This is a genomic window from Pseudomonas sp. 25 R 14 (assembly GCF_900004755.1).
Taxonomy (GTDB): Bacteria; Pseudomonadota; Gammaproteobacteria; order Pseudomonadales; family Pseudomonadaceae; genus Aquipseudomonas; species Aquipseudomonas brenneri.
Genome location: NZ_CVTS01000005.1, coordinates 80,512 through 103,040 on the forward strand (window position 1 = coordinate 80,512; position 22,529 = coordinate 103,040).

The following is a 22,529-nucleotide window of genomic DNA, read 5'->3' on the forward strand; positions in this document are numbered from 1 at the left end:
TGGAAAAACTAGCGGTTATCAGGCGTGCCGTATAATTTAAGGTAGCCATCTCTCGTGTCAACCTGTGGCAAAGGATTTTTGTGAATCGGTGAAGGCATATTCCCGTTGTTTCTTGCTGCATGTTTATCTGTAATTTTTTGCTCGGTAGCCTTGGCTTGAAGTCGAGTTTTATTTTTCTCTACTATCACTGCCTTATAACGCCCAGCTTGAGGCTTGTTAAGCGCGTTGACCTGTTGGTTTGCGCGGGGAGAAGTGCCATTTTTGTTCAGCGGACGTCCGCTGATGCCAGGCTTCATCATTCGCCCGGTTTTCGTATCAACGATGACATAGACATGGTTAGGGTTTTTGCTTGCATGGCTGTTGCCGTGGACTTTTCCGCTGCCACCGCAGGGAGTGAGTCCTAATGGATCGACCCAGCCAAAAGGATTATCGGCGTAGGTGTAAGTATTGATCCCACCCGCCAACCCAATCGGATCCGGCGTCGTAAACCTTCCCACATCCGGATCATAAAACCTGAACGTATTAAAATGCAGCCCCGTCTCCCGGTCCAGGTACTGCCCCTGAAACCGCAGGTTCTGCTCTTCAATGAAGTACGGTTCCCGCACCTCTTCCACTGTATTGCCCCACACCCGATATGTTGCCTGCCACAGGGTGTGTCCGTCAGCCTCGGTGACCTGTTCCGGCAAGCCGTTGAGATCGTTGTGGTAATAACGAATTTTTTGCAGCGCCCCGATGCCGTCAACGCGGGCCAGGGGTTGGTAGCCTTCGTCTTCATAGACGTAAAGGCTGGTTTGGCTGTGTTTATGCTCCTGCAATAGACGCAAGCCGTCCCACATGAATTGGGTTTCGCTTAGCGGATAGCCATTGCTGCCGTGTTCGGTCTTGCCGATGCGTCGGCCCAGTGGGTCGTAGGCCATCCGCACCACGCTGCCGCCTTCATTGCGCACTTCGATCAGTCGGCTTTCGGCGTCGTACGCAAAGTGTTGTACGCCACGAGCGCCGCTGCGTTTTTCGATCATTCGGCCAAAGGCATCGTAGCGGTAGCGTTTGTCCTGATAGGTCAGCAGTTTGTTGTGTACCACCAGCCCGGCCCCGGACTGTGGGCCGTCCAGCAGGTTTGCCGCCGCGTCGTAGGCGAAGGTTTCGCGCTGGCCATGCAGGCTGTCCTGGCTTGCGATAATGCGGCCGGTGGCGTCGTAGTGCAGGAGTTGGCGATGTTGCGCGCTGGGTTGTTGATCGAGTTTGCCGATCAGGTTGTCGGCGGGGTCGTATTCAAAGTGCTTTTGCACCGCCGCCGGCATCAACGCCGGCTGGCTGGTGTGACGGCGTTGGCGGGCGCGCAGGCGGCCGCTGCGGTCGTACTCGCTGCGGGTGCTGATCTGGCCTTGGGTGCGCAGCACTTCGCGGTGCAGGCGGTCACGCTCGAAGTCGCTGATGACCTGGCCGTCGAGGTTGATCTGATGCAGATGGCCACTGCCGTAATACAAGCGATTGAGCCAGCGGCCGTCGGGCAGTTGGGTCTGGATCAGGTTGCCGAGTTCGTCGTAGTGGTGTTGCAACTCGCCGGCCGAACTGCGCTCGGCGAGCAATTGGCCAACCGCGTCATAGGCAAAGCTCAAAGCTTGGGCATTGCCCTGCAGGTCGGTGAAGGACACGTCCGTAAGCTGGTCCAATGGATCGTAGGTGTAGTCCGTGCGGCCATCGTCAGTGGTTTTGGCAATCAAGCGGCCAATGGCATCGCGCTCCAGTCGATGCACGATAGGGGCGGGCGGTGTCTCGGGGACCACGGCCAGGCCCGTGCCATAAGGCGCCGCAAGGGCGGTCACAGTGGTGACGTTGTCCAGGCGGTCGTAGCTGTAACGCTTGGCGCTGCCGTCCAGGTCTTGCTGCTCCGTCAACCGATCCCCATCATCCCAGGCAAACCGATAACGTTCCCCGTTCTCGTTGATCAGCGCTTGCAGCCGACCAAAGCTGTCATAGCTGAATTGCACTTGCCGACCATGGGCATCGGTGCGCTGACGGACCTGGCCGCGACGGTTGTGTTGATAGCACGTGGTGTGGCCGGCCGGATCGGTGTAAGCCGTCAGTTGGCCGCTGATATCACGCTGGTACTGCTCGCTACGCCCGTCGGGTAATTGGCTGCTGAGCAAGCGCCCCAGGGCGTCATAGTGGAACTGGGTCCGTTCGCCGAGGGCATCGGTGATGACCTGCAAAAAACCCTGCTCGTTATAGCCGAACCGCGTCGGGTAACCCGAGCAATCGGTGTGTTCGACCAGTTGCCCGAACGGGTTCCAGCGCAGTTTTTTGCTTTTGCCCGTGGCGTCGATAATCTCGACGACCTGGCCATGGGCGTCATAGCGGTAGCGGGTGACATGGCCCAGCGGGTCGATGGCGACGGTGCAGTTGCCGCGTTGATCATAGCGGTAGCGCCAACTGTTGCCGGCAGCGTCGGTTTGCACCAGCGGCAGCGCCCAGTGTTCCAGCCACAACGTCGAGTCGCTGCGCCCCAGGGGGTCGGTTTCGCCGATGAGGTTGCCGGCCTCGTCGTAGCTGTATTCATATCGGCCACCCTGTGGGTCGGTGGCGTTGAGCAATTGGCGCTCGTCGTTCCATTCGAACAGCCAGGTCTGGCCGAGGTTGTCGCTGTAGTGAGTGATCTGGTGCTGGCTGTTCCAGTGGCGGATGCTGACACGCTGCAAACTGTCGGTAATACGTGTGGTGCCGGCCTGCACGTCATAGTCGAACTGGTAAGCGTCGCCTTCGTTGGTCCAATGCTTGACCACGCGCCATTCCAGGCCATCAATCAAGGCCCACTCATAAAAGCAGTGCAAGCCGCTGGGCAACTGGTGTTCCACCATGCGTTGCCCGCTGTCGTAGGCAAAGCGCCGCTGCACCTGGCCGCTGGCATCGCGCACCTCGGTCAGGCTGCCGATGGCGTCGTAACCGTAGCTTGCGAGCACTTCTCGGCGTTGATCGGGGTACACGCGCTCGATGCAGGTCACGTGGGCCGGGTCGCGGATCAGTTCGACCTGCACCAGATCAAACGTGTCGCGCAGCCGCACCAGGCGTCCTGCGTCGTCATAATCAAGGTAGATGCGGTTGTCGTTGCGGTCACCCAGTTGGCTCGGGCGCAGCAGCGACGGGGTTGCGGGGGTGGGTTCAAACAAGCGGTACGTGCCGTCGTCGCTTTCAATCAACAATTGGCCGTTGCGGTTGCGCCGTACGGCAAGCCCTTCACCGGCGCTGAACACCGCGCCGCCCAACGGGATGGAACCCATGTCGATAGGCCGGCCCTGTTCATCGGTGTAGACAAGCGTTTCGCCGCCTTCGGGATGGGGTTGGATCTCGACGCACACCTCATACGGCACACTCCAGCCAGCGCCGAACAGATTGCCACGGCGTTCGTCGCGACTGTTGTAGACGCGCTGCCAATCGAGCGGAAACAGGCCGGGCAGGACGAAATCCAGTTCCTGGTCATCGCCCAGCACCTTGGCGCCGGTTGCCGCATGCACCGGGTTCGAGGAACCCATGGCCGCGTTGGCCGCTGCGCCCATGGCGCTGCTGACGGCCATCGACGCGGCCCCGCCCACCAGCATGCAGGGTAGTTTGCTGAAAAACTTGCCCTTGCCACCTTTGAGCATCAGCAGCGCCGTGACGGCCAGCCCGACGCCTGGGGTCTTGCCGCTACGAATCTCGCGCACCACCACCGAACCGCCGCCAATGGTGACGTTGGAGGAGATCAGCCCGGAGGACACCACCTTCGCATCGCAGGTGCTGCGGTCACCGCTACGTACGGCAGGCTGGCCGTTGATGGTTACCTTGTCCGAGCCTTCGGCCATGAATTGCGGTGGCATCGGAGGGTGCTTCATGCAAAGCACCAGGTCTTCCGGTTTGGTCTCCGTGCCTGGTGCAGGCGAAGCGACGGTGGGGCGCCACATCTGTGAGAAGAACTCGCCGGCCATGTCCAGGTAGCTGGCTTCTTCTTCCGGCGCCGGCATTTCCAACTCGGTGCCGGCCGGTGCGACATGTGAAACAACCGCCCCTGCCGCGCGGGCGGCGGGGATGTTATTGGTGAGCGTGTCGAGGGAGCCGGTGAGGATGTTGGCCTGCACCGTGGGCGGAAACAGCGCGTTGCCGATGCCCTCGCATAAATTGCTCAGGCCCTTGTCGGCCCCGCTCTTGCTCATCACAAGGCCCACGACCACGCCGACGACCGCGCCCAGGAGAAAGCAACCCAGCCCGCCCGTGACCACGGTAATCCCGGTGGCAGCTACTACCGCCGCCGTGGCCAGCGCGGTAATCGCGATGTTAGCCGCCACCTCCAGCACTCCGCCGAGAATGTCGGCCATCATCGAGGTGTGTTCCATCGCATCGCCCAGGCGGGCGGCCCATAACGCGTCAGACATGCAGGTCGCTCATCAGGAAACAGCGTCAAACGACAACGAGTTTTTAATCGTCGCCCAGTGCGCCGCTTCGGCATCGCCGAGTTTGTCGGCCTTCACATAACTCAGCGCGAGCATCTTGCGTGTGCCCGGCAACACCAGGGCGAGTTGATACTGAAACACCTTGTCGCTGCCCTTGCTGAACTGGCTGCGCAGCTCGATCCCTTCGACCTCCTGGGCGGCCCCCAGGCGCACCGGCACGCTGGGTAGGCAACGCAGGTCCTGTACTTGTTTTTCCAGGCGCTTGAGTTGGTCGTCGAAGTTGCTGTGCAAGGTTTCGCCTTCAGCCAGCAAGCTGCGGCTGACGATCAGTGAAGTCCCCAGCGCCGGGAACTTGAGGATATTGATGGTCGCGTCCTGCAACTCACTGACGGGCAGTTGAAACTGGAATTCGTTGATGCGGTACGTCATGGCAGGCAGGTCTCGTCAGGAGCTTTTGGGCGCGGGGAACGCGGCTTTGATATTGGCGTCGATGCTGGCTTTTATGCCCTGGCCATCCGGTGTGGCGCCAGGCCCGCCGCCATTGTTGAGGTGCAGCACGCCGCCAGTGTTGAACTCGGCATCGCCACTGGCGTAGAAGCTGATCTGCACGCCGGTAAGGTTGATTTGCCCGCTGGCGTTGAGCTCCAGGATGCTTTCACCGCAGACCAGGCGCAGGTTTTCGCCGACCTCGATGACATAGCTCTGGCTGATGCTGTCGGTCTTCTTCTGGCCAACGGAAAGGATGTCTTCCTGTTTGACGATGCGCAGGCGGTTGTTGCCAATGGTCACCGTCTCGTTGTGCCCAATGCTCTTGTTGCGGTCATGCCCCACCGAGTGGCTTTCATCCACTTCCACCACAATGTCCTGATTACGCTCGGCATGGATGTACAACTGCTCCAGGCCCTTCTTGTCCTCCATGCGGATTTCATTGAAGTTCGCCGGGCTGCCGCCCTTGCTGGAACGGCTTTTCATGCCGCTCTGGGTGGCGTTTTCCGGCAGGTCGTAGGGCACCGTTTGTTCGGCGTTGTACACCCGGCCGGTAATGATCGGGCGATCCGGGTCGCCTTCGAGGAAGCTGACAATCACTTCCTGGCCGATGCGCGGGATCTGCATCGAACCCCAGTTTTTCCCGGCCCAGGATTGCGACACGCGAATCCAGCAGGAGCTGTTTTCGTTGGATTGGTCGTGGCGGTCCCAATAGAAATGCACTTTCACCCGGCCATATTGGTCGGTCCAGATTTCCTCGCCCTTGGGCCCGACCACCAGCGCGGTCTGCGGGCCTTTGACGATAGGGCGATGGGTGTTGGCCTGCGGGCGGAAGCTCTGTTGCGCGTCGATGCAGGTCAGGCTGCTGTCGAACTGCGCCGACGCGCCGCCGCCGCCGGACTCCAGGCGTTCCTGAGTGATGCGGTAATGCGCAATGAGGATCAGGTATTCGCGGTTCTGGTCGCGTCGACTGAAGCCGGTAAGGCTGAACAGGTGGCCTGCGCCCAGGCCGCGTGCATTGCCGCTGAACTCCACTTGTTCATGCAGGGCTTGCAGGGCTTCGATGCGGGTACGTGCGTAGTGTTCGCCGTCCTCGCTTTTGACGTAGGTGCCGGGGTAATCGTACAGCGGGTAGTCGCCGGCAGTGTGCGGGCGTGGCATGGCCGAGCGTACGTCGATGCTCGCGCTGGGGCGCTGGAAATCGTAGTCGTTGAGCTCAAGGGAGCCGGATTGAACTTGCTGCGCCAATTGCCAGTTGTGCATATGGTCGCGCTCGCGCTGCTGTTCGTCCTTGGGGTAGTAAGGCACTGAGGTGTAGCCGGGCACCGTGGCGTGGGCGCCATAGGCATCGGCCAACACCAGCACATGGCGGTCCTGTTCGTGGCGGAAGAAGTAGTAGATACCTTCCTGTTCCATCAGGCGGCTGACGAAATCGAAGCTGGTCTCGCGGTACTGCACGCAGTATTCCCACTCGCGATACGGCCGGCTCAGGGCGTCTTCGAAGTCGGAAAACCCCAGGTCGCGGAACACCTGCTTGATGATCTGCGGGATGCTCAGGTTCTGGAAAATCCGGCAGTCGGAGGTGCGGCTCAACAGCCACAGCCACGGGCGCAGCGTCACCTGGTAACTGGCGAACTGGCCCTGGTCGATGTTCTGGCTGCAGCGCGCGACAATGCCATGGAAATACCGCTCGCCGCCGTCCGCCAGTTGCAGGCTGACGTTCATCGGCTTGCCCAGCAACTGGTTGAGGTCGATGTTGGCGTCCAGCGAGTTCAGTTGCAGGTCGTAGTAGAACAGCCGCCCCAGCTCTTCGCCGCCGCCCATTTCATTGAGCAGCAGCACATCCGGCCCCAGGGGACTGGTGATCTTGGCCAGGCGTGAGGCTTGGTTGAATAGCATTGGTGGTCCCGTAAATACCGTAATGACTGAAGAAACCGACTCAGAAATGTGGGAGCGGGCTTGCTCGCGAATGCGGTGAATCAGTCACCGGATGCATCAACTGACACACCGTTTTCGCGAGCAAGCCCGCTCCCACATTTGGATTGCATTGCGTCAGGTCAATCGGCGTCGCTGAAGTCGTAGTGCAATTCGTTGTCCCGGCTGCTGATCCGCACCCCCGCCAGCGCCTTGCCTTCAAGCATGCGGGTGAGGAACTCGCGGCTCATGTCCGGCAGCAGGCTGTTGGTCAGGATGGTGTCGATCATCCGCCCGCCGCTTTCGGTTTCGGTGCAGCGCGAGACGATCAGGTCGATCACCGCGTCGTCGTAGTCGAACGCGACTTTGTGGGTGTTTTCCACGCGCTTCTTGATGCGGTCCAGTTGCAGGCGGGTGATCGCCTTGAGCATCACGTCGCTGAGCGGGTAATACGGAATCGTCACCAGGCGCCCGAGCAGGGCCGGCGGGAAAATCTCCAGCAGCGGCTGGCGCAGGGCCTTGGCGATTGCCTCCGGGTCGGGCACGTTTGCCGGGTCTTTGCAGACGTGGGAAATCAGCTCGGTGCCGGCGTTGGTGGTCAGCAGGATCAAGGTGTTCTTGAAGTCGATCACCCGGCCTTCGCCGTCCTCCATCACGCCCTTGTCGAAGACCTGGAAGAAGATCTCATGCACGTCCGGGTGGGCTTTTTCCACCTCGTCCAGCAGCACCACGCTGTAGGGTTTGCGCCGCACGGCTTCGGTCAGCACGCCGCCTTCGCCATAGCCGATATAACCCGGTGGCGCGCCCTTGAGCGTCGACACGGTGTGGGCTTCCTGGAACTCGCTCATGTTGATGGTGATCACGTTCTGCTCGCCGCCGTACATGGCTTCGGCCAGGGCCAGGGCGGTTTCGGTCTTGCCCACGCCCGAGGTGCCGGCCAGCATGAACACGCCAATCGGCTTGCTCGGGTTGTCGAGGCCGGCGCGGGAGGTCTGGATGCGCTTGGCGATCATCTGCAAGGCGTGGTCCTGGCCGATGATGCGTTTTTTCAGGTGCTGGTCGAGGTTGAGCACCGTCTCCAGCTCATTGCGCGCCATGCGGCCCACCGGAATGCCGGTCCAGTCGGCGACCACCGAGGCCACGGCCTGGTAATCCACGGTCGGCAAGATCAGCGGGGTTTCACCTTGCAGGGCGCTGAGGCGCTGTTGCAGGTCCACCAGTTGTGCGCGCAATTGGTCGTTGCCGCTGTCGACAACGCCCGCTTTCTCGCGCAGGGTCGCGCGGGTGGCGAGCAACTCGTCGACCAGGGCTTTCTCTTCGGCCCAGCGGTTTTCCAGGGTTGCCAGGCGCTCGCGCTCGGCAGTCAGCAAGGCTTCGCTGTTGCTCTGGCGTGTGCCAATGGCGATGCCGATGGCATGCTCGCGGGCGATGATTTGCAGTTCGGTTTCCAGCGCTTCGATGCGGCGACGGCTGTCGTCCACCTCGGCCGGCACCGCGTGCAGGCTGATGGCGACGCGGGCGCAGGCGGTGTCCAGCAGGCTCACGGATTTATCTGGCAACTGGCGTGCCGGAATATAGCGGTGGGACAGCTTCACCGAGGCTTCCAGGGCTTCATCGAGGATCTGCACCTGATGGTGCTTTTCCATGGTCGAGGCCACGCCACGCATCATCAGCAGCGCCTTGTCTTCCGACGGCTCGGCCACTTGCACCACCTGGAAGCGCCGAGTCAGCGCCGGGTCTTTCTCGATGTGCTTCTTGTACTCGGCCCAGGTCGTGGCAGCCACGGTGCGCAAGGTGCCACGGGCCAGGGCCGGCTTGAGCAGGTTGGCCGCATCACCGGTGCCGGCGGCGCCACCGGCACCGACCAGGGTGTGGGCCTCGTCGATAAACAAGATGATCGGTTTTGGCGAGGCCTGGACGTCTTCGATGACTTGGCGCAGGCGCTGTTCGAATTCGCCTTTCATGCTGGCGCCGGCTTGCAGCAGGCCCACATCGAGGCTGCGCAGCTCCACGTCCTTCAACGCCGGCGGCACGTCGCCGGCGACGATGCGCAGGGCAAAACCTTCGACCACGGCGGTCTTGCCCACCCCGGCTTCACCGGTGAGGATTGGGTTGTTCTGGCGCCGACGCATCAGGATGTCCACCAGTTGGCGGATCTCTTCGTCACGCCCCACGATCGGGTCGAGCTTGCCGCTGCGTGCCTGTTCGGTCAGGTCCACGGTAAAACGCTTGAGGGCTTCCTGTTTGCCCATGGCACTCGGCGCCATGGCACCACTGGCCTCGCCCGGCACACTGCCGGCGTTGAAACCATCACTGGCGCTCAGGGCGTTTTCCGGCGAATCACCGACATATTCATCAAAGCGTTCGCTCAGGGCCTCGGCCTTGATCTTGTCGAATTCCGCAGACAAGCCCAGCAGCGCATGCCGCAGGCTTGGCGTCTTCAGGATTCCCAGCACCAGGTAGCCGGTGCGCACCTGGCTTTCGCCAAACATCAGGCTGCCGTACACCCAGCCGCGTTCCACGGCTTCTTCCACATGGGAGGACAGGTCGGTGATCGACGTTGAGCCACGGGGCAGGCGGTCCAGGGCTTCGGTAAGGTCACGGGCCAGGCGCGCCGGCTCGACGTTGAACTGGCGGATGATGCGATGCAGGTCCGAATCCTGCAGTTGCAGCAACTGGTGGAACCAATGGGCCAGCTCCACGTAGGGGTTACCGCGCAATTTGCAGAACACCGTGGCGGCTTCGATGGCCTTGTAGGCCACGCTGTTGAGTTTGCCGAACAGCGCGGCGCGACTGATTTCACCCATGCTCTGGATTCCTTGAGGTGGTGGCCTGATCGGCGTAATGCCGGGCCAGGATTAGGTCGTTGGCGTCCTGCCCGGGTTGGCCGAGCCAGGTGTTGAAACCCAACCGAAACTGCCCGTTGAGCTGCAACGGTGGCACTTGCGGTTGTTGGAGAATCAGGTTCAGGTCCCAGTCCAGTTCATGGCCCAGGTATTCGGCGACCCAGGCCACCAGCTCATTGAACGGCTGGCTGCCGGGCAGCATGCCCATGTAGTCGTCGAGCGTCAGGGGCCCGAGACGGATGCGGAATTTGTGCTGGCGATCCCACACATGGCTGCCCAGGCAGAAGTCCACGCCCAGCTGATTGGCACTGACGCTGACCCGGCTGCGCTCGGGCAGCTCCAGCCATTGGCCGACGTACTCTTCAATTTCGACCGGCAGGCCGAAATACTCGCCGAGAATCGCCTTCAAGCCGTCCGGGTAGCGGGTTTGCGCCGAGAGGTGGCCGCTGTAGTGCAGCTTTGCCGTGTCGGGGATCAGGCCCTGGCCGAGCAGGCTGGGCATGCCGCGGCCACTGAGCGCCGCGAGGCGGGCGGACCAGTAGTCATCGTCGGGCCGATCATGGCTGACGGTCGGCCGCGCCTCGGCCCAGGCCCGATAGAACAGAGTCAGCAGGCGATGGTGGAACACATCCAGGAAACGTTTGCTGGTGCTGTCGGCGCTGTTGCGCTGGCGTTCGCGCACGTACTCGGTGATGTGCAGCGGCAGCGGGCCGTTGGGGCCGCCGAGGCCGAAAAAGAACTGCTCCAGGCGCGCAGGTGTGCCGTCGCCGCCGGGATCCACCGACGCCAGGGTGGCCGGCGCGAAGGTGCAGTCAGCCCGTTGCCCGAGGCGCAGCGGATCATCGGCCAGGCGCAGGGAATGCCCCAGGCGCGGCAGGTGGGGCGATTCGCACTCGATACGGCGCAGGGCCTGGAAGAAGTCATATTCCCAGGGCTCCTGATGCATCGCATCCAGGGTACTCACAGGGTCGGACGCCGTCCGGGCTTGGCTTTCCATCGCATGATCTCGCCGCGTTCGGTGGTACGGATCACCGTCTCGGTAAAACTGTTGATCGACACGTAACGCGCCAGGAAGCGTTCCAGCACTGCGCCGAGCAGGAACACGCCGGTGCCGCGGAACGCGTTTTCATCAAATTCCAGGGTGATTTCCAGGCCCCGGCCAAACACGATCGGGCCGGGCATCGGCAGGCGCCGGGTCACCGCTTTGCTAGTGACCTCGCGCAGGCCTTCGATCTGCAATTGCAGGGCCGCGTCGTTGCTGTCGCCATACAAGCGCAACAGCTCACGCAACGCGGCGGCGCCCTGGCCCTCGCTGAGGGACAGGTAGTTGAGCGACAACTGGCTGATCAGGCGCCAGGCCTTGGCATCGTGGGCGTGGCTGGCGCGCGGCCGGCTGGGGCCGGCCACGCAGCGCACCGCCATTACCGGGGCACTATCGGCCAGGGTGAAGTCGGTCTTGCCGTTGCCCACGCTCATGAACAACGGCAGGTCGCGGTTGGTGCACAGCGCGGTCACGCCCAATTGACGCAGGTCGTGGCGGTAGGGCGCCTGCTGGCTGTCCACCAGGCTGACAAAGGTCTCGCTGCCCACGTAAGTGGAGCGCGGACCATTGCGCCGCTGGTCGCTGGACAGCACGCGCGGCTCGCGGCGCACGCTGTAGTAAGTCTGGTCGCGGCCGTAGCGCGACGGATCACGCACGGCGTAGAACGGCAAGAAGGGTTGCTCCGGCCCGGTGCCGTGGCCGGTGATGCCGCTCAGGGAGTGAATTTCAAAATCCATGGGCCGGGTGCGGTCGGCAATCACATGGTGTTCGTTGACCCGTTCGGACAAGTGAATGCGGTCTACCCGCTTGGGGAACAGGTTGATCGCCGGGGTGCAGAAGGGCACGAACTGCGCGGCGCCAACACTGCCTTCCAGGCTCGGATCGTGGCGGTCGAACAGCACGATCAGCTCCAGCTCCTGGCCATCGCAGCGTTGTACGGCGCGGCTCAGTTCGGTGAACTCGACGAACAGGTAACGATGGGGCAGGGCGAAGTATTCCTGCAGCAGGCGGTAACCCTGGAAGGCTCGCGATACCACCGGCATCGCCGCATCGGCGTCGTCGAACCCGCGCGAGCGCAACGCGTCCTGCGGTAGGCGTTCCACCCAGTCACTGTCGGGCTGGCGCGCAAACACCGCGCAGACATTGCCCAGCAATTGCTCGTAGAGGCGGAACGGCTGCTCATCGGCGCCGCTCAGGTACAGCGGCAGATTGTCCAGGGCCAGGCTGTTGAAGGGCAGCTCGGCGCCGGTGCGCAGGGTCAGGCGCAGCCCGGCCTTGGCCTTGGGCTCGCTGGCGGCCAGGCGCCCGAGTACGGCGGACGGGTTGCCGAAGTAATCGGCCTGGCTGACCTGTAACGGCCACAGCATCACCGGGTGGGCGGTGCGGTACTCGCAGCAGGTCTGGGTTTCGCGGCCAAGGGCTGCGCGCAGCACGGTGTCGCGGGGCAGTGGAAAACCGCTGGCCAGCGAACCTTCATCGGGATCGGCCTGCAACTGCACCACGGTCATCGACGGGGTCGGCGCCAGGTAGTGCGGGTAGGCGATTTCCAGCAGGTTATGGGTGAAGGTCGGGTACTCGGCATCGAGTTTGAGTTGCACCCGGGCGGTGAGATACGCGAAGCCTTCGAGCAGGCGCTCGACGTACGGGTCGGCGCAGTCCATGCCGGACAGGGTCAGCCGACTGGCGATCTTCGGGTATTCCTTGGCGAACTCCGCGGCGCTCTCGCGCACGTGGTGCAGCTCCTGGTTATACAGCTCCAGCAGGCGCGGGTTCATGGGCGCCTCCGCTGGTCGGCGTTGACCACGCGCACGTGGCCGGACTCCAGGTCCAGGTCGGTCTGCAGCAGCAGGCGCAAGGGCACGGGCTGGGCCCACAGGTCGCCTTCGATCTCGAAACTCAAGGCGTTGTGGTTCATCTCGCCATGGGCCACACGCGCCTTGACCCGCAGGGTGTGGCGCAGGATGCGCGGCTCAAAGGTGGCAATTGCCTGGTAGATCAAGGCCTCCAGGGCATTGATATCGACGCTCGACGCACTGTTGCCCGCCAGCGCCGGCAGGCCGTAATTGACCACGGATGTACCGGCCGGGGTGTGCAGCGTGGCATCGGCATTGAGCAGCGACGTGGTATTGAGCAGCCACGCCAGGTCCCGCAGCACCGAGGCTTTGAGCTGGGTTAGGGACAGCACGCGCTTGTCCGCGCTTTCCTTGGGATTGCTCGGCTCGTCGTCGGTCAACCGGTCCAGCAGGGACGGTTGCAGACGGTCGCGGGTGGCGATTTCGGTTACCACGTGAAGGGCGCTACATACATTTTTTGGTCGCCACCCGAGCCGCAGGCCGCAAAGGTGCTAACTGCCCCCGCCTCAAAAATCCCTTGATACTGGCGAACAGCTTGCATCTTGCTGAGGCAGTCATGGCTGGGCGCGGGCATATGCTCGCTACGCCAAACTGCAAAAATCGGGGTGTTGTTGAACGTCTCTACGCGTAGCTTCTGCTGTGCATCCAGGCTGAAGCTGCAAGGCCACTCCATGTCTAACTGCATGCGAGTCTGGTCGGGCTTGACCAGCGTGCAGCGACCTTGATCATCTACCAGGCTCAGGGGCTGGTCGACAAACATCGCTTGTGTGGCAGCGGTTGGTGTTGGTACGTCTTCCGCCGCGCACGCACTCAGGCTTACGAGGCTCGCGGCCAGGGCCGCAAAAACAAAAGGCCTACGCATTACAAAAGCTCCCAGAACCAGATTTCCTTGGCACTTGAGGACAGGTCACCGCTCTTGGTCAGGCCACGGTTCCACAGGTCGATATGGTCGCCAGTGGGCTGGCCAGCCCGATCAGTATTGGTCTGGTAGCAGTCCTTGAAGAAGATGATGCCGGTCTTGCCCCGCAACGTGGCGCGGTCGGCCACGCTGTTGGTATAGGTTTTTGGTGGGCTGAGCTGGCGCTTTTTCGACAGCCAGTGCGCCAGCGACTCTGCACCCCGGGCGTGTCCATGCGCACAGAGTGGGCCGAGGTTATAGGTCGACGAGTTGACTGGTAGCGTGCGTTCGCCACACAGCGCAATGCTCACGCGAATGGCGCACTGGTTCGCCCAGGGACCGCTGCAGGCGGGGTCGGTATGGGTGTAGCGCGGATAGCTGTTCCACAAATTGATAAACGAAGGTTTGGCCATGACTCAGATACCGAAAAGGAGAAGGTCGAAATTCGAGCAAGCACCAAAAAAACCGGCGCGCGGCGCCATGGGGCTTCGTATCAATGCTGGGTGTTGGAACGGATATTCCAGCCGTGGCGGCATCCACAGGTCGCCCTCGATCTCGAACCTCAAGGTGCTGTGATTCATCTCGCCCTGGGCCACGCGCGCCTTGGCCCGCCGAGTGTGGCGCAGGATGCTCGGCTCGTCGTCGGTCAACCGGTCCAAAAGGGACGGTTGCAGGCGGTCGCGGGTGGCGATTTCGGTTACCAAATGAATAGGCCCGTATAATTTTTCTGATCACCTGTGCCAACCATGCAACTACCGCCACGAGCGATTATTGAGGGTTCGAGTTGGCCATTGATCTGGCGTATGGCGCGGTACTCAGAGCGACACCTGTCACTGTTCTCAGGGTCTGCCGCCGTATGAATAACGATCACAATGGGAACCTTACCGAAGGTCTCGACATGCGATTTGCCTTGTTGGTCAACCGTAAATTGGCAGGGCCACGGCATGTCGAGTGGCAATATGCTTTGGTCTGGTTTGCGTAATACGCAGCGCTGTTGGTCGTTTTCCAGGGTCAGTAGTTGCCCATTTATTGAGACGATCTGGGCCGCGGCAACGGATGGCGTCGCTATTTGATCTTGAGGCTCGGCACACGCAGAAAGGCTTGATAACAAGCAGCCAATAAACGCGAAATGATGGACTCTGATCATACGAGCTCCCAGAACCAGATGGCTCTTGATCGGTAGGCGGGATCGTCATACCGGCTAGCGGTAATGCCACGGTTCCAAAGATCGATATGGTCACCGGTACGGCTATCGGGAGACTCTCCCAGTTGTTGGAAACAATCCTTGAAGAAAACCAGGCCTTTTTTATCCATCAACTTGCGGCGCTCTTCTGAGCTGCCTCCAAGAATAGTTGGGCGCCCCAAGTGATGCTTCCACAACCAATTTGCCAGGGACTCAGCACCTCGCGCGTGCCCATGGGAACATTTGGGCTCGGTATAGGTGGATTTGTTGACCTTGATAGTCAGTTCTGCGTTGAGGGTAATACTCATGCGGATGGCGCATTGATTGTCCCAAGGGCCATCACAGGGTTTTGCGTTTGGGTGCGTAACCAAAAGATCGGAATACGCCTTCCACAAATTGATAAACGAAGGTTTGGCCATGACTCAGATACCGAAAAGAGGAAGGTCGAAATTCGAGCAAGCACCAAAAAACCCCGGCGCGTGGCGCCAGGGGTCTTCGTATCAACGCTTGGTGTTGGAACGGATATTCCAGCCGAACTTGATCGGGCCGCCGTCCTTGGTGCCGTCGGCTTTCTGCGGCTGGTAGTCGACCATCACCTGGGCAAAGTTCAGGGTGACGTTTTCGGTCAGGCGATCATCGCTGCCCGAACCGCCGGTGCTCAGGGAGGTGATCAGCACTTCTTCAAGGTTGATGATCATGTACTCGACCTGGCTCTCGCCGCCGGCCTTGCGCACGGTCAGCTTGACCTTGTCGATGTGCTTGCCGCTGGCGCAATGCATCATCAGGTTGGGCGAAGCCTTGTCGACGTACTTGGTCAGCGACAGGTCCTGGATGTTCACCTTGCCCGCGCCGCCGCCGCTGCCAACGTGCATGTTGCCGGACTGGGCCATGCCCCAGCTCCAGTTCAGCACGTCGATTTCGTCCTTGTGGGCCTTGTCCATGGACTCGCCCTTGATGTCGCCGATCTTGATGAAAATATCAACAGCCATGTTTTCTCCCTGTGTGGTCTGAGCCACGATATTTGTTTACGCCGCCGACCCCTGTAGGAGCGAGCTTGCTCGCGAAGGTCGTCAACGGTGACGCGGGCATCCTGAATGAACGCAGCGCCTTCAAGTTTTTCGCGAGCAAGCTCGCTCCTACAGGGAGCGAGCCAGTCCCGATTTTTTACGCGCTTTTTGCCGAAGGCAGTTTCGATACCAGGCGCAGTGACACGGTCAGCCCTTCGAGCTGGTAGTGCGGACGCAGGTAGAACTTGGAGTTGTAGTACCCCGGGTTGCCTTCGACGTCTTCCACGATCACCTCGGCGGCAGCCAATGGGTGCTGGGCCTTGGTGGTTTCGGTGGAGTGCGCAGGATCCCCGTCGACGTAGTTGAGGATCCAGTCCTGCAACCAGCGCTGCATCTCGTCCTTCTCTTTGAAGGAACCGATCTTGTCGCGCACGATGCACTTCAAGTAGTGGGCGAAACGGCAGGTGGCGAACAGGTACGGCAGGCGCGCGGCCAGGTTGGCGTTGGCGGTGGCGTCCGGGTCGTCGTATTCGGCCGGTTTCTGCAACGACTGGGCGCCGATGAACGCGGCGAAGTCGGTGTTTTTCTTGTGCAGCAGCGGCATGAAACCGTTCTTCGCCAGCTCCGCTTCACGGCGGTCGCTGATGGCGATTTCGGTCGGGCACTTCATGTCCACGCCACCGTCATCGGTCGGGAACGTATGGGCTGGCAGGTTTTCCACCTCGCCGCCAGACTCCACGCCACGAATGCGCGAGCACCAGCCGAAGTGTTTGAACGAACGGTTGATGTTCACCGCCATCGCGTACGCGGCGTTGGCCCAGGTGTACTTGGAGCTGTCGGCGCCGTCGGTGTTTTCTTCGAAGGCGAAGGCTTCCACCGGATCGGTCTTGGCGCCATACGGCAGACGTGCCAGGAAGCGCGGCATGGTCAGGCCGATGTAGCGCGAGTCTTCCGACTCACGCAGCGAGCGCCAGCCGGCGTATTCCGGGGTGGTGAAGATCTTGGTCAGGTCGCGCGGGTTCGACAGTTCCTGCCACGAGCCCATGCCCATCACGGTCGGCGAAGCGGCGGCAATGAATGGCGAGTGCATGGCGGCGCAGACCTTCGACAGCTCGCCCAGCAGCTCCACATCCGGAGGCGACTGGTCGAAGTAGTAATCGCCCACCAGGCAACCGTAAGGTTCACCACCGAACTGGCCGTACTCTTCCTCGTACATCTTCTTGAAGATCGGGCTTTGGTCCCACGCGGTGCCCTTGAATTTTTTCAAGGTCTTGTGCAGGTCATTTTTCGAGATGTTGAGCACGCGAATCTTCAGCTGCTCATCGCTCTCGGTGTTGTTGACCAGGTAGTGCAGGCCGCGCCAGGCGCTTTCCAACTGCTGGAAATCCGGGTGGTGGATGACCTGGTTGACCTGGGCGGTGAGCTTGGCGTCGATGGCGGCGATGATCGATTCGATCGACTTGATCGCGTCGTTGGACACCAGGTCCGTCTGCGCCAGGGCCTGCTCGGCCAGGGTGCGCACGGCGGTCTCGACGGCTTCGCGGGCACGCTCGGTCTTGGGCTTGAATTCTTGCAGCAGCAGGTTTGCAAACTCGCTGGCTTCTTGGGTGGCACCCAGGTTCTGAGCGCCTTCGCGGGCGGTATTGTCGGTCATGATTACTGGTCCCCAGCAGGTTTCGGCGCGCTCGCAAGGGCCTGCAGCAATGCCGGGTCCTTGATTGCCTTCATGATGATTTCTTCAGCGCCGGTCTTGCCGTCCATGTAGGTCAGCAGGTTCGCCAGCTGGGTGCGGGCTTCGAGCAACTGGTTCAGCGAGTCGACCTTGCGTGCCACGGCTGCCGGGCTGAAGTCGTCCATGCTTTCGAAGGTGATATCCAGGCTCAGGTTGCCTTCGCCTGTCAGCTCGTTGGGTACGTGGAAGGCCACGCGCGGCTGCATGGCCTTGAGGCGCGAGTCGAAGTTGTCGACGTCCACTTCAAGGAACTTGCGATCAGCCACCGGCGCCAGAGGCTCGGCAGGTTTGCCGGCGAGGTCGGCCATCACACCCATCACGAAGGGCAGTTGGACCTTTTTCTCGGCGCCGTAAAGCTCGACGTCGTACTCGATCTGCACCCGAGGCGCGCGGTTGCGCGCGATGAATTTCTGAGAACTTTGCTTCGCCACGTTGCTGCTCCTGGTCGCTTGAGCGACGGTGTTGTTACTGCAAAGCCTGGCGACTTACTCGCCGTCCGGGCCGCGCAGGTTTTCAAATTGGGACATGCCATCGGGAATCAGATTGCGCACGATGGCTGCAAAATCGGCGTGCACCAGGTTTTTTGCCCGGCTCAACAGCACCGGCAGCGGGCTCGAAGGCTCGTGCCGGGTGTAGTACGCAAGGATTCGGTCGAGGTCGCGCAGCACTTCTTCGCGGCTGGCGATCTCGCCCGTGTTGCGGGGTACGGCAGGGGCGCCAGCGTGTTCGACCGAGGCGTGGCTGTCGTCACTGACAACCTCGGGTTCACGGCTGTCGCCGCTCTGCGCAGCGAACTGGCTGAAAATCTGCAGGGCCTGCTTGAGCGGATGCTTCAGCGCGCCGAGGTCCACGCCCTGGGCGGAACCGACTTGCTCGCTGACGTATTGCTCAATGGTTTCACAGGCCGCACGGGCCTCGACGAGGGCGGCGTGGGTGGCTTGCAGCTGTTCTGGATCGCTGTCGAGGAAGGCTGCGGCCAGTTGTTCAGTACCGAGATTTTCCCCGGGAAAGCTTTGCAGGCCGCTGGCATTCAGGGCGCCACGCAGGCTCACGGGGCCGAAGGCGCGCGAGCGTGCGAGGACGCTTTCGCGCAGCAGGCGGATGTTCGTGTCGCAGGTCAATCCGGTGAGGGCGTTGATGCGTACGGTGGGGTCGTTGTCATCATCGGCATCCAGGCGCGGATGCAGGTCGGCCCAGTATTGCTGGAGCAGTTCGCTGATCAGGGTCAGGGCACTGGCCAACCCACCAACGCCTTGCAGGGCGAGGGAACTTTGCAGCAGGAAATGGCTGATGCGCAGGTCTTTGCTGCGTTGCAGCAGGTCCAGGCTTTGTTGCTGGATGCTGCGCCACTCGGGCGGTTCGGCGGGCAAAATAGCGTCGCCCATGCTGCGCTCGGGTTGACCCTGGGCAGCACGTTCCAAGTGCAGGAAATCCGCGTCATATTCCAAGTCTTCGCCACACGGCGAAGTCGCGGAAACAGCGGTGAGCAGCAACGGCACATCCACTAAATTCGATCTCCATATCGGCCCTTTAGTCTCGGGCGGTTCATGCGTTAGTTGCGCAGCTAGTTGCGCATTTCATCGGCATGTTTTCTTGGTTCAGCTGGCGCATTGATTTCAATGTGCCACTACTTATCTTCAAGAAGTTGTGCATTTTTGGTGTAGTAGTTAGGCGTTGTCAAGGTAAGCTATTCGTCCCGTGTGACAGATGTGCGGTGCTTAACAACCTGTGCGACCCATGAGTCAAAGCAGGCACCGCTGGAAGATTTTTGTCACAAGAGCCGGTTAAGATCAGCGATCATGCTGGTAAAAGTGGCTTTTCAAGGTTGTTTAAAGGATTTTGCGGGTGACGCTTGGGAAGGGTTTTCCCTTGGGTCGGCCGTGCGCGAGGTTCAGCAAGGAGGCAAGATGTCGCTGTGTTTGACTATCACTAGTTATCACAAGATCACCCCAGGTCAATGTCCGGAAAAGTCCATGGATAGTGGAGTGATGGCAATTGGCCGCTCTAACGAAAATGACTGGATATTGCCTGATCCAGAACGTTTGGTCTCCGCGCAACATTGCGTAATTCAATACAAGGATGGCCGTTACTATCTAACCGATAACAGCACTAATGGTGTGGAATTGGTTAACGCCGGCATTCGCCTGCGCCGGGGAAACAGTGAGCCACTACAGGATGGCGAGTTGATCCGTATTGGTGATTACGAGATCCAGGCCCGTATCGACTCTGGCGTGAAAGTGACAGACAGCTCTCCGTTTGCCGGCGGGGACTCCAACAGTTTCGAAGCCCTGATGGGGCGCCAGGGTGCCGTCGTGAATGCGCCACTGCCCACTCCGGTAATCGCGCCGCAGTTCCAGGGCGCGTCGGCGATGGACACCCTGCCGGACCTGTTCGACTTTCTCACCCCAACCGCTGTTCCACCGCCGACCCAGCCCGATCATGTGCCGGCCGAGCAGCATGACTTTCGCCCGCCGACACCCGTGGCCGAGCCGCCCGCACCGGTGATGTCGGGCTCGGTGATTCCAGAAGACTGGGACCTGTTTGGTGAAGCGCCGGCGCCGGTGATCAGCCCGCCGACACCTGTTGTCGTGCCTGAGCCACCCAGTGCACTGCCTGTGGTTGAGCCGCCGCTCGCCGTGGCAGATGCCGCCCAACCCGATTTGCTGCAAGCCTTCCTGCGCGGTGCCGGCCTGGATCAACTGCGCCTGGACAAGGCCCAGGCCGAGGCACAGATGGAAAGCATCGGCCGCAGCTACCGGCTGATGGTTGAAGGCTTGATCGACGTATTGCGTGCACGCAGCAGCCTCAAGGGCGAGTTCCGCATGCAGCAGACGACGATCCAGCCGGTGGAAAACAATCCGTTGAAATTCGCCCCCAATGCCGACGAAGCGTTACTGCTGCTGCTTCGCCACGGCAACCAGGCGTTTATGGCGCCGGATCTGGCTGTGCGCGACAGTTTCGACGATCTGCGTGCCCATCAACTGGCGGTGATGGCCGGCGTCGAGGCGGCTATCAAACACCTGCTGACGCGTTTTGAACCTGCGCAGTTGGAAGAGCGCATGGGCAAGCCCGGCGGGTTGTCGAGCCTGTTCAACGGTTCGCGCCAGGCCCAGTACTGGCAACAGTTCACCGAGCTCTACAACAGTATTTCCCGCGAGGCCCAGGAGGATTTCCAGGACCTGTTCGGCCGTGAGTTCAGCCGGGCCTATGAAGCACACAGCGCACGACAGCGGCGCTGAAACTGGAACAACGGACAGCCACATACGTCATTGAGGACGCAGGATGATTTCCAGGTTTTTACTCGCTACCGCCAGCCTGTTGCTGCTGACGGCTTGTGCCAAGGATACCGCGCCACCCCAGGCGCCAGAGACACCCATCGACTCTACCCGCGTCGAGTTGCACTTCCATGCCATCAGCGGCCTCAACCCTGGCACCACGGGCCAGCCAGCACCGGTGCGGGTGCGGATTTTCGAGCTGAAAAACGCCGCGACCTTCAGCCGTGCCGATTACTTCGCCCTGGCGGATCGCGCCCAGCCGACCCTCGGCCTGGACCTGCTGGACCAGGATGAAGTAGTGATCCAGCCCGGCCAGCAAGTGAGCATCCAGCGCGATCTCGACCCGGCCACCCGGCAGATCGGCCTGCTGGTGGGCTATCGCGAATTGGACCGCGCGCAATGGCGCACGGTCCTCAGCGTGCCGCCACGCCAGGCCAGCGAATACCAGATCAGCCTTGATGTGCGCTCCGTACGTGCGCACCTCAGTGTTGCCCCATCCAGCCCTGCCCAATAAGAAGCAATCGGAGCCCCCATGTCCTGGAACAATCGCGTGGTCTGGTCGGAAGGCATGTTCATCGGAACGCAGCACTTCCAGCAGCATGACCGTTACCTGGAAAACCTGATCGATGCCCGCAGTCGCCCACTGTCGGCCGGTGCCTGGGGGGTTTCCGAGTTGCTGATCGACCAGGGCCTGCTGGCCCAGGGCAAGCTGGCCATTGTCTCGGCGCGGGGCCTGTTGCCCGATGGCACGCCGTTCAACATTCCCCAGGACGACCTGGCACCAAGCCCGCTGAATATCGATGACAACCTGCGTGATGGCCTGGTGTACCTGGCCTTGCCCCTCAAGCGCGCTGGTGCCCGCGACACTGTAGATGAAGGCGAGGCCCTGGGCGCCGCGCGTTACCTGAGCCAGGTGCGCGAGGTGCGCGATGACAACGCACCTTTCGAAAATCGCGCCCCGGTGGCCGTTGGCTCGCGCGCCTTGCGCTTGCTGACCGCCGCCGATGGCATCAGTGACTACGCCGCCATCGGCCTGGTCCGCATCAAGGAAAAACGCGCCGACCGTGCCCTGGTGTTGGATGACAGTTACATCCCGCCGGTACTGGACGTGGCCGCGAGCAAGCCGCTGACGGCGTTTCGCAGCGAATTGCTGGGCCTGTTGCACCAGCGGGGTGAAGCCCTGGCCGGACGCGTGGTGGCTTCGGGTGCCGGTGGTGCTTCGGAGATTGCCGATTTCATGCTGCTGCAACTGGTCAACCGCGCCCAGCCGCTGATCCAGCATCTGAGCCAGTTGAGCCCGCTGCACCCGGAGCGTTTCTTCAGTGAACTGGTGAGCCTGGCTGGCGAATTCTCGACCTTTTCCACCTCTGGCCGCCGCCCGCAGGAGTACCCGCGTTACCAGCATGACGACCTGGCGCTGAGCTTCGCTCCGGTGATGCAGGCCTTGCGCGAAGCGCTGTCGATGCTGATCGACAGCAAGGCCACACCGATCCCGATTGTCGAGAAAGCCTACGGCGTGCACGTGGCGATGCTGGCGGATAAAACCCTGATCGACAGCGCCAGTTTCATCCTCGTGGTACGTGCCGATGTACCGGGCGAAACCCTGCGCGCGCGCTTCGGCCAGCAGAGCAAGGTTGGTTCGGTGGAACACATCCGTGACCTGGTCAACCTGCAACTGCCAGGCATCGGCCTGCTGCCGCTGCCGGTGGCGCCACGGCAGATCCCGTACCACGCGGGCTCCACCTACTACGAACTGGATCGCGGCAGCGAGCACTGGCAGCAACTGATCCACTCCGGCGGTTTTGCCTTCCACATTGCCGGGCAATTCCCGGGCTTGAACCTGGCCTTCTGGGCGATCCGAGGATAATC

Annotated in this window: 19 protein-coding genes and 1 pseudogene; 4 read left to right on the forward strand and 16 right to left on the reverse strand. The window is 61.5% G+C overall.

Going from position 1 to position 22,529, the window contains the following annotated elements; all coding sequences use genetic code 11:
* Positions 1–8: 8 nt before the first annotated feature.
* The 13 genes from BFQ03_RS00735 to BFQ03_RS00795 all read right to left on the reverse strand — a co-directional run bounded on the left by BFQ03_RS00735 (position 9) and on the right by BFQ03_RS00795 (position 15,635).
* Positions 9–4,406 (reverse strand): RHS repeat-associated core domain-containing protein, encoded by a 4,398-nt coding sequence (locus BFQ03_RS00735; RefSeq protein WP_083204781.1) that lies wholly within the window; start codon positions 4,404–4,406, stop codon positions 9–11.
* 12 nt (positions 4,407–4,418) lie between these two features.
* Positions 4,419–4,853, reverse strand: coding sequence for a DcrB-related protein (locus BFQ03_RS00740; protein WP_065942313.1), 435 nt, complete (start codon positions 4,851–4,853; stop codon positions 4,419–4,421).
* 15 nt (positions 4,854–4,868) lie between these two features.
* Positions 4,869–6,809, reverse strand: a complete 1,941-nt coding sequence (locus BFQ03_RS00745; protein ID WP_065942314.1) for a type VI secretion system Vgr family protein — start codon at positions 6,807–6,809, stop codon at positions 4,869–4,871.
* 158 nt (positions 6,810–6,967) lie between these two features.
* Positions 6,968–9,631, reverse strand: a complete 2,664-nt coding sequence (gene tssH / locus BFQ03_RS00750; RefSeq protein ID WP_065942315.1) for a type VI secretion system ATPase TssH — start codon at positions 9,629–9,631, stop codon at positions 6,968–6,970.
* A complete protein-coding gene (gene tssG / locus BFQ03_RS00755) occupies positions 9,624–10,667 on the reverse strand; it encodes a type VI secretion system baseplate subunit TssG (RefSeq protein ID WP_032856760.1) in 1,044 nt (347 codons plus the stop codon). The genes tssH and tssG overlap by 8 nt, the downstream gene beginning before the upstream one ends.
* On the reverse strand, positions 10,631–12,487 hold the full coding sequence (tssF, locus tag BFQ03_RS00760; RefSeq protein ID WP_065942316.1) for a type VI secretion system baseplate subunit TssF: 1,857 nt from the start codon (positions 12,485–12,487) through the stop codon (positions 10,631–10,633). The genes tssG and tssF overlap by 37 nt, the downstream gene beginning before the upstream one ends.
* Entirely contained in the window at positions 12,484–12,999 is a 516-nt protein-coding gene (tssE, locus tag BFQ03_RS00765) for a type VI secretion system baseplate subunit TssE (RefSeq protein ID WP_032856764.1), read from the reverse strand. The genes tssF and tssE overlap by 4 nt, the downstream gene beginning before the upstream one ends.
* Entirely contained in the window at positions 12,993–13,427 is a 435-nt protein-coding gene (locus tag BFQ03_RS00770) for a hypothetical protein (RefSeq protein ID WP_065942317.1), read from the reverse strand. Before BFQ03_RS00770 ends, tssE begins: the two co-directional genes overlap by 7 nt.
* Positions 13,427–13,876 (reverse strand): type VI secretion system amidase effector protein Tae4, encoded by a 450-nt coding sequence (locus tag BFQ03_RS00775; protein WP_032856767.1) that lies wholly within the window; start codon positions 13,874–13,876, stop codon positions 13,427–13,429. Before BFQ03_RS00775 ends, BFQ03_RS00770 begins: the two co-directional genes overlap by 1 nt.
* Positions 13,877–13,879: 3 nt before the next feature.
* Positions 13,880–14,167: a hypothetical protein gene (locus tag BFQ03_RS00780; protein WP_065942318.1), complete on the reverse strand. Its 288-nt coding sequence runs from the start codon at positions 14,165–14,167 to the stop codon at positions 13,880–13,882.
* Entirely contained in the window at positions 14,161–14,610 is a 450-nt protein-coding gene (locus BFQ03_RS00785) for a hypothetical protein (RefSeq protein WP_032856771.1), read from the reverse strand. Before BFQ03_RS00785 ends, BFQ03_RS00780 begins: the two co-directional genes overlap by 7 nt.
* The gene (locus BFQ03_RS00790) at positions 14,607–15,065 is read right to left on the reverse strand and encodes a type VI secretion system amidase effector protein Tae4 (RefSeq protein ID WP_032856772.1); all 459 of its coding nucleotides are present in this window, start codon (positions 15,063–15,065) and stop codon (positions 14,607–14,609) included. Before BFQ03_RS00790 ends, BFQ03_RS00785 begins: the two co-directional genes overlap by 4 nt.
* 81 nt (positions 15,066–15,146) lie before the next feature.
* The gene (locus BFQ03_RS00795) at positions 15,147–15,635 is read right to left on the reverse strand and encodes an Hcp family type VI secretion system effector (protein WP_029289879.1); all 489 of its coding nucleotides are present in this window, start codon (positions 15,633–15,635) and stop codon (positions 15,147–15,149) included.
* A gap of 32 nt (positions 15,636–15,667) precedes the next feature.
* Here BFQ03_RS00795 and BFQ03_RS30445 point away from each other — a divergent pair.
* Positions 15,668–15,787: pseudogene (locus tag BFQ03_RS30445) on the forward strand (outer membrane lipoprotein carrier protein LolA); the annotation flags it as partial.
* A gap of 23 nt (positions 15,788–15,810) precedes the next feature.
* On the opposite strand, the gene tssC reads toward BFQ03_RS30445, so the two are convergent.
* From tssC to tssA, 3 genes are read right to left on the reverse strand one after another with little or no spacing between them, the layout of a single operon-like run.
* Positions 15,811–17,307: a type VI secretion system contractile sheath large subunit gene (gene tssC, locus BFQ03_RS00800; protein WP_032856774.1), complete on the reverse strand. Its 1,497-nt coding sequence runs from the start codon at positions 17,305–17,307 to the stop codon at positions 15,811–15,813.
* Positions 17,308–17,309: 2 nt separating this feature from the next.
* Positions 17,310–17,816 (reverse strand): type VI secretion system contractile sheath small subunit, encoded by a 507-nt coding sequence (tssB, locus tag BFQ03_RS00805; RefSeq protein WP_010207547.1) that lies wholly within the window; start codon positions 17,814–17,816, stop codon positions 17,310–17,312.
* A 54-nt stretch (positions 17,817–17,870) separates the two neighbouring features.
* Complete coding sequence (gene tssA, locus BFQ03_RS00810) at positions 17,871–18,890, reverse strand: type VI secretion system protein TssA (protein ID WP_032856776.1); 1,020 nt, start codon at positions 18,888–18,890, stop codon at positions 17,871–17,873.
* Positions 18,891–19,292: 402 nt separating this feature from the next.
* On the opposite strand from tssA, the gene tagH reads away from it, so the two are divergent.
* From tagH to tssK, 3 genes are read left to right on the forward strand one after another with little or no spacing between them, the layout of a single operon-like run.
* Positions 19,293–20,624: a type VI secretion system-associated FHA domain protein TagH gene (tagH, locus tag BFQ03_RS00815; RefSeq protein WP_065942319.1), complete on the forward strand. Its 1,332-nt coding sequence runs from the start codon at positions 19,293–19,295 to the stop codon at positions 20,622–20,624.
* A gap of 43 nt (positions 20,625–20,667) precedes the next feature.
* Complete coding sequence (gene tssJ / locus BFQ03_RS00820; protein ID WP_032856780.1) at positions 20,668–21,174, forward strand: type VI secretion system lipoprotein TssJ; 507 nt, start codon at positions 20,668–20,670, stop codon at positions 21,172–21,174.
* A gap of 18 nt (positions 21,175–21,192) precedes the next feature.
* Positions 21,193–22,527, forward strand: a complete 1,335-nt coding sequence (gene tssK, locus BFQ03_RS00825) for a type VI secretion system baseplate subunit TssK (RefSeq protein WP_032856782.1) — start codon at positions 21,193–21,195, stop codon at positions 22,525–22,527.
* The last annotated feature ends 2 nt before the right edge of the window (positions 22,528–22,529 follow it).

Excerpts from the sequence above, each read along its gene's own strand:
- BFQ03_RS00775 (WP_032856767.1), bottom strand. The coding sequence starts at position 13,876 with ATGGCCAAACCTTCGTTTATCAATTTGTGGAACAGCTATCCGCGCTAC.
- BFQ03_RS00785 (WP_032856771.1), bottom strand. The coding sequence starts at position 14,610 with ATGATCAGAGTCCATCATTTCGCGTTTATTGGCTGCTTGTTATCAAGC.
- tssK (WP_032856782.1), top strand. The coding sequence starts at position 21,193 with ATGTCCTGGAACAATCGCGTGGTCTGGTCGGAAGGCATGTTCATCGGA.
- tssF (WP_065942316.1), bottom strand. The coding sequence starts at position 12,487 with ATGAACCCGCGCCTGCTGGAGCTGTATAACCAGGAGCTGCACCACGTG.
- tssH (WP_065942315.1), bottom strand. The coding sequence starts at position 9,631 with ATGGGTGAAATCAGTCGCGCCGCGCTGTTCGGCAAACTCAACAGCGTG.
- BFQ03_RS00770 (WP_065942317.1), bottom strand. The coding sequence starts at position 13,427 with ATGCGTAGGCCTTTTGTTTTTGCGGCCCTGGCCGCGAGCCTCGTAAGC.
- tssC (WP_032856774.1), bottom strand. The coding sequence starts at position 17,307 with ATGACCGACAATACCGCCCGCGAAGGCGCTCAGAACCTGGGTGCCACC.
- BFQ03_RS00795 (WP_029289879.1), bottom strand. The coding sequence starts at position 15,635 with ATGGCTGTTGATATTTTCATCAAGATCGGCGACATCAAGGGCGAGTCC.
- tagH (WP_065942319.1), top strand. The coding sequence starts at position 19,293 with ATGTCGCTGTGTTTGACTATCACTAGTTATCACAAGATCACCCCAGGT.
- BFQ03_RS00790 (WP_032856772.1), bottom strand. The coding sequence starts at position 15,065 with ATGGCCAAACCTTCGTTTATCAATTTGTGGAAGGCGTATTCCGATCTT.
- tssG (WP_032856760.1), bottom strand. The coding sequence starts at position 10,667 with ATGGAAAGCCAAGCCCGGACGGCGTCCGACCCTGTGAGTACCCTGGAT.
- BFQ03_RS00745 (WP_065942314.1), bottom strand. The coding sequence starts at position 6,809 with ATGCTATTCAACCAAGCCTCACGCCTGGCCAAGATCACCAGTCCCCTG.
- BFQ03_RS00740 (WP_065942313.1), bottom strand. The coding sequence starts at position 4,853 with ATGACGTACCGCATCAACGAATTCCAGTTTCAACTGCCCGTCAGTGAG.
- tssJ (WP_032856780.1), top strand. The coding sequence starts at position 20,668 with ATGATTTCCAGGTTTTTACTCGCTACCGCCAGCCTGTTGCTGCTGACG.
- BFQ03_RS00735 (WP_083204781.1), bottom strand. The coding sequence starts at position 4,406 with ATGTCTGACGCGTTATGGGCCGCCCGCCTGGGCGATGCGATGGAACAC.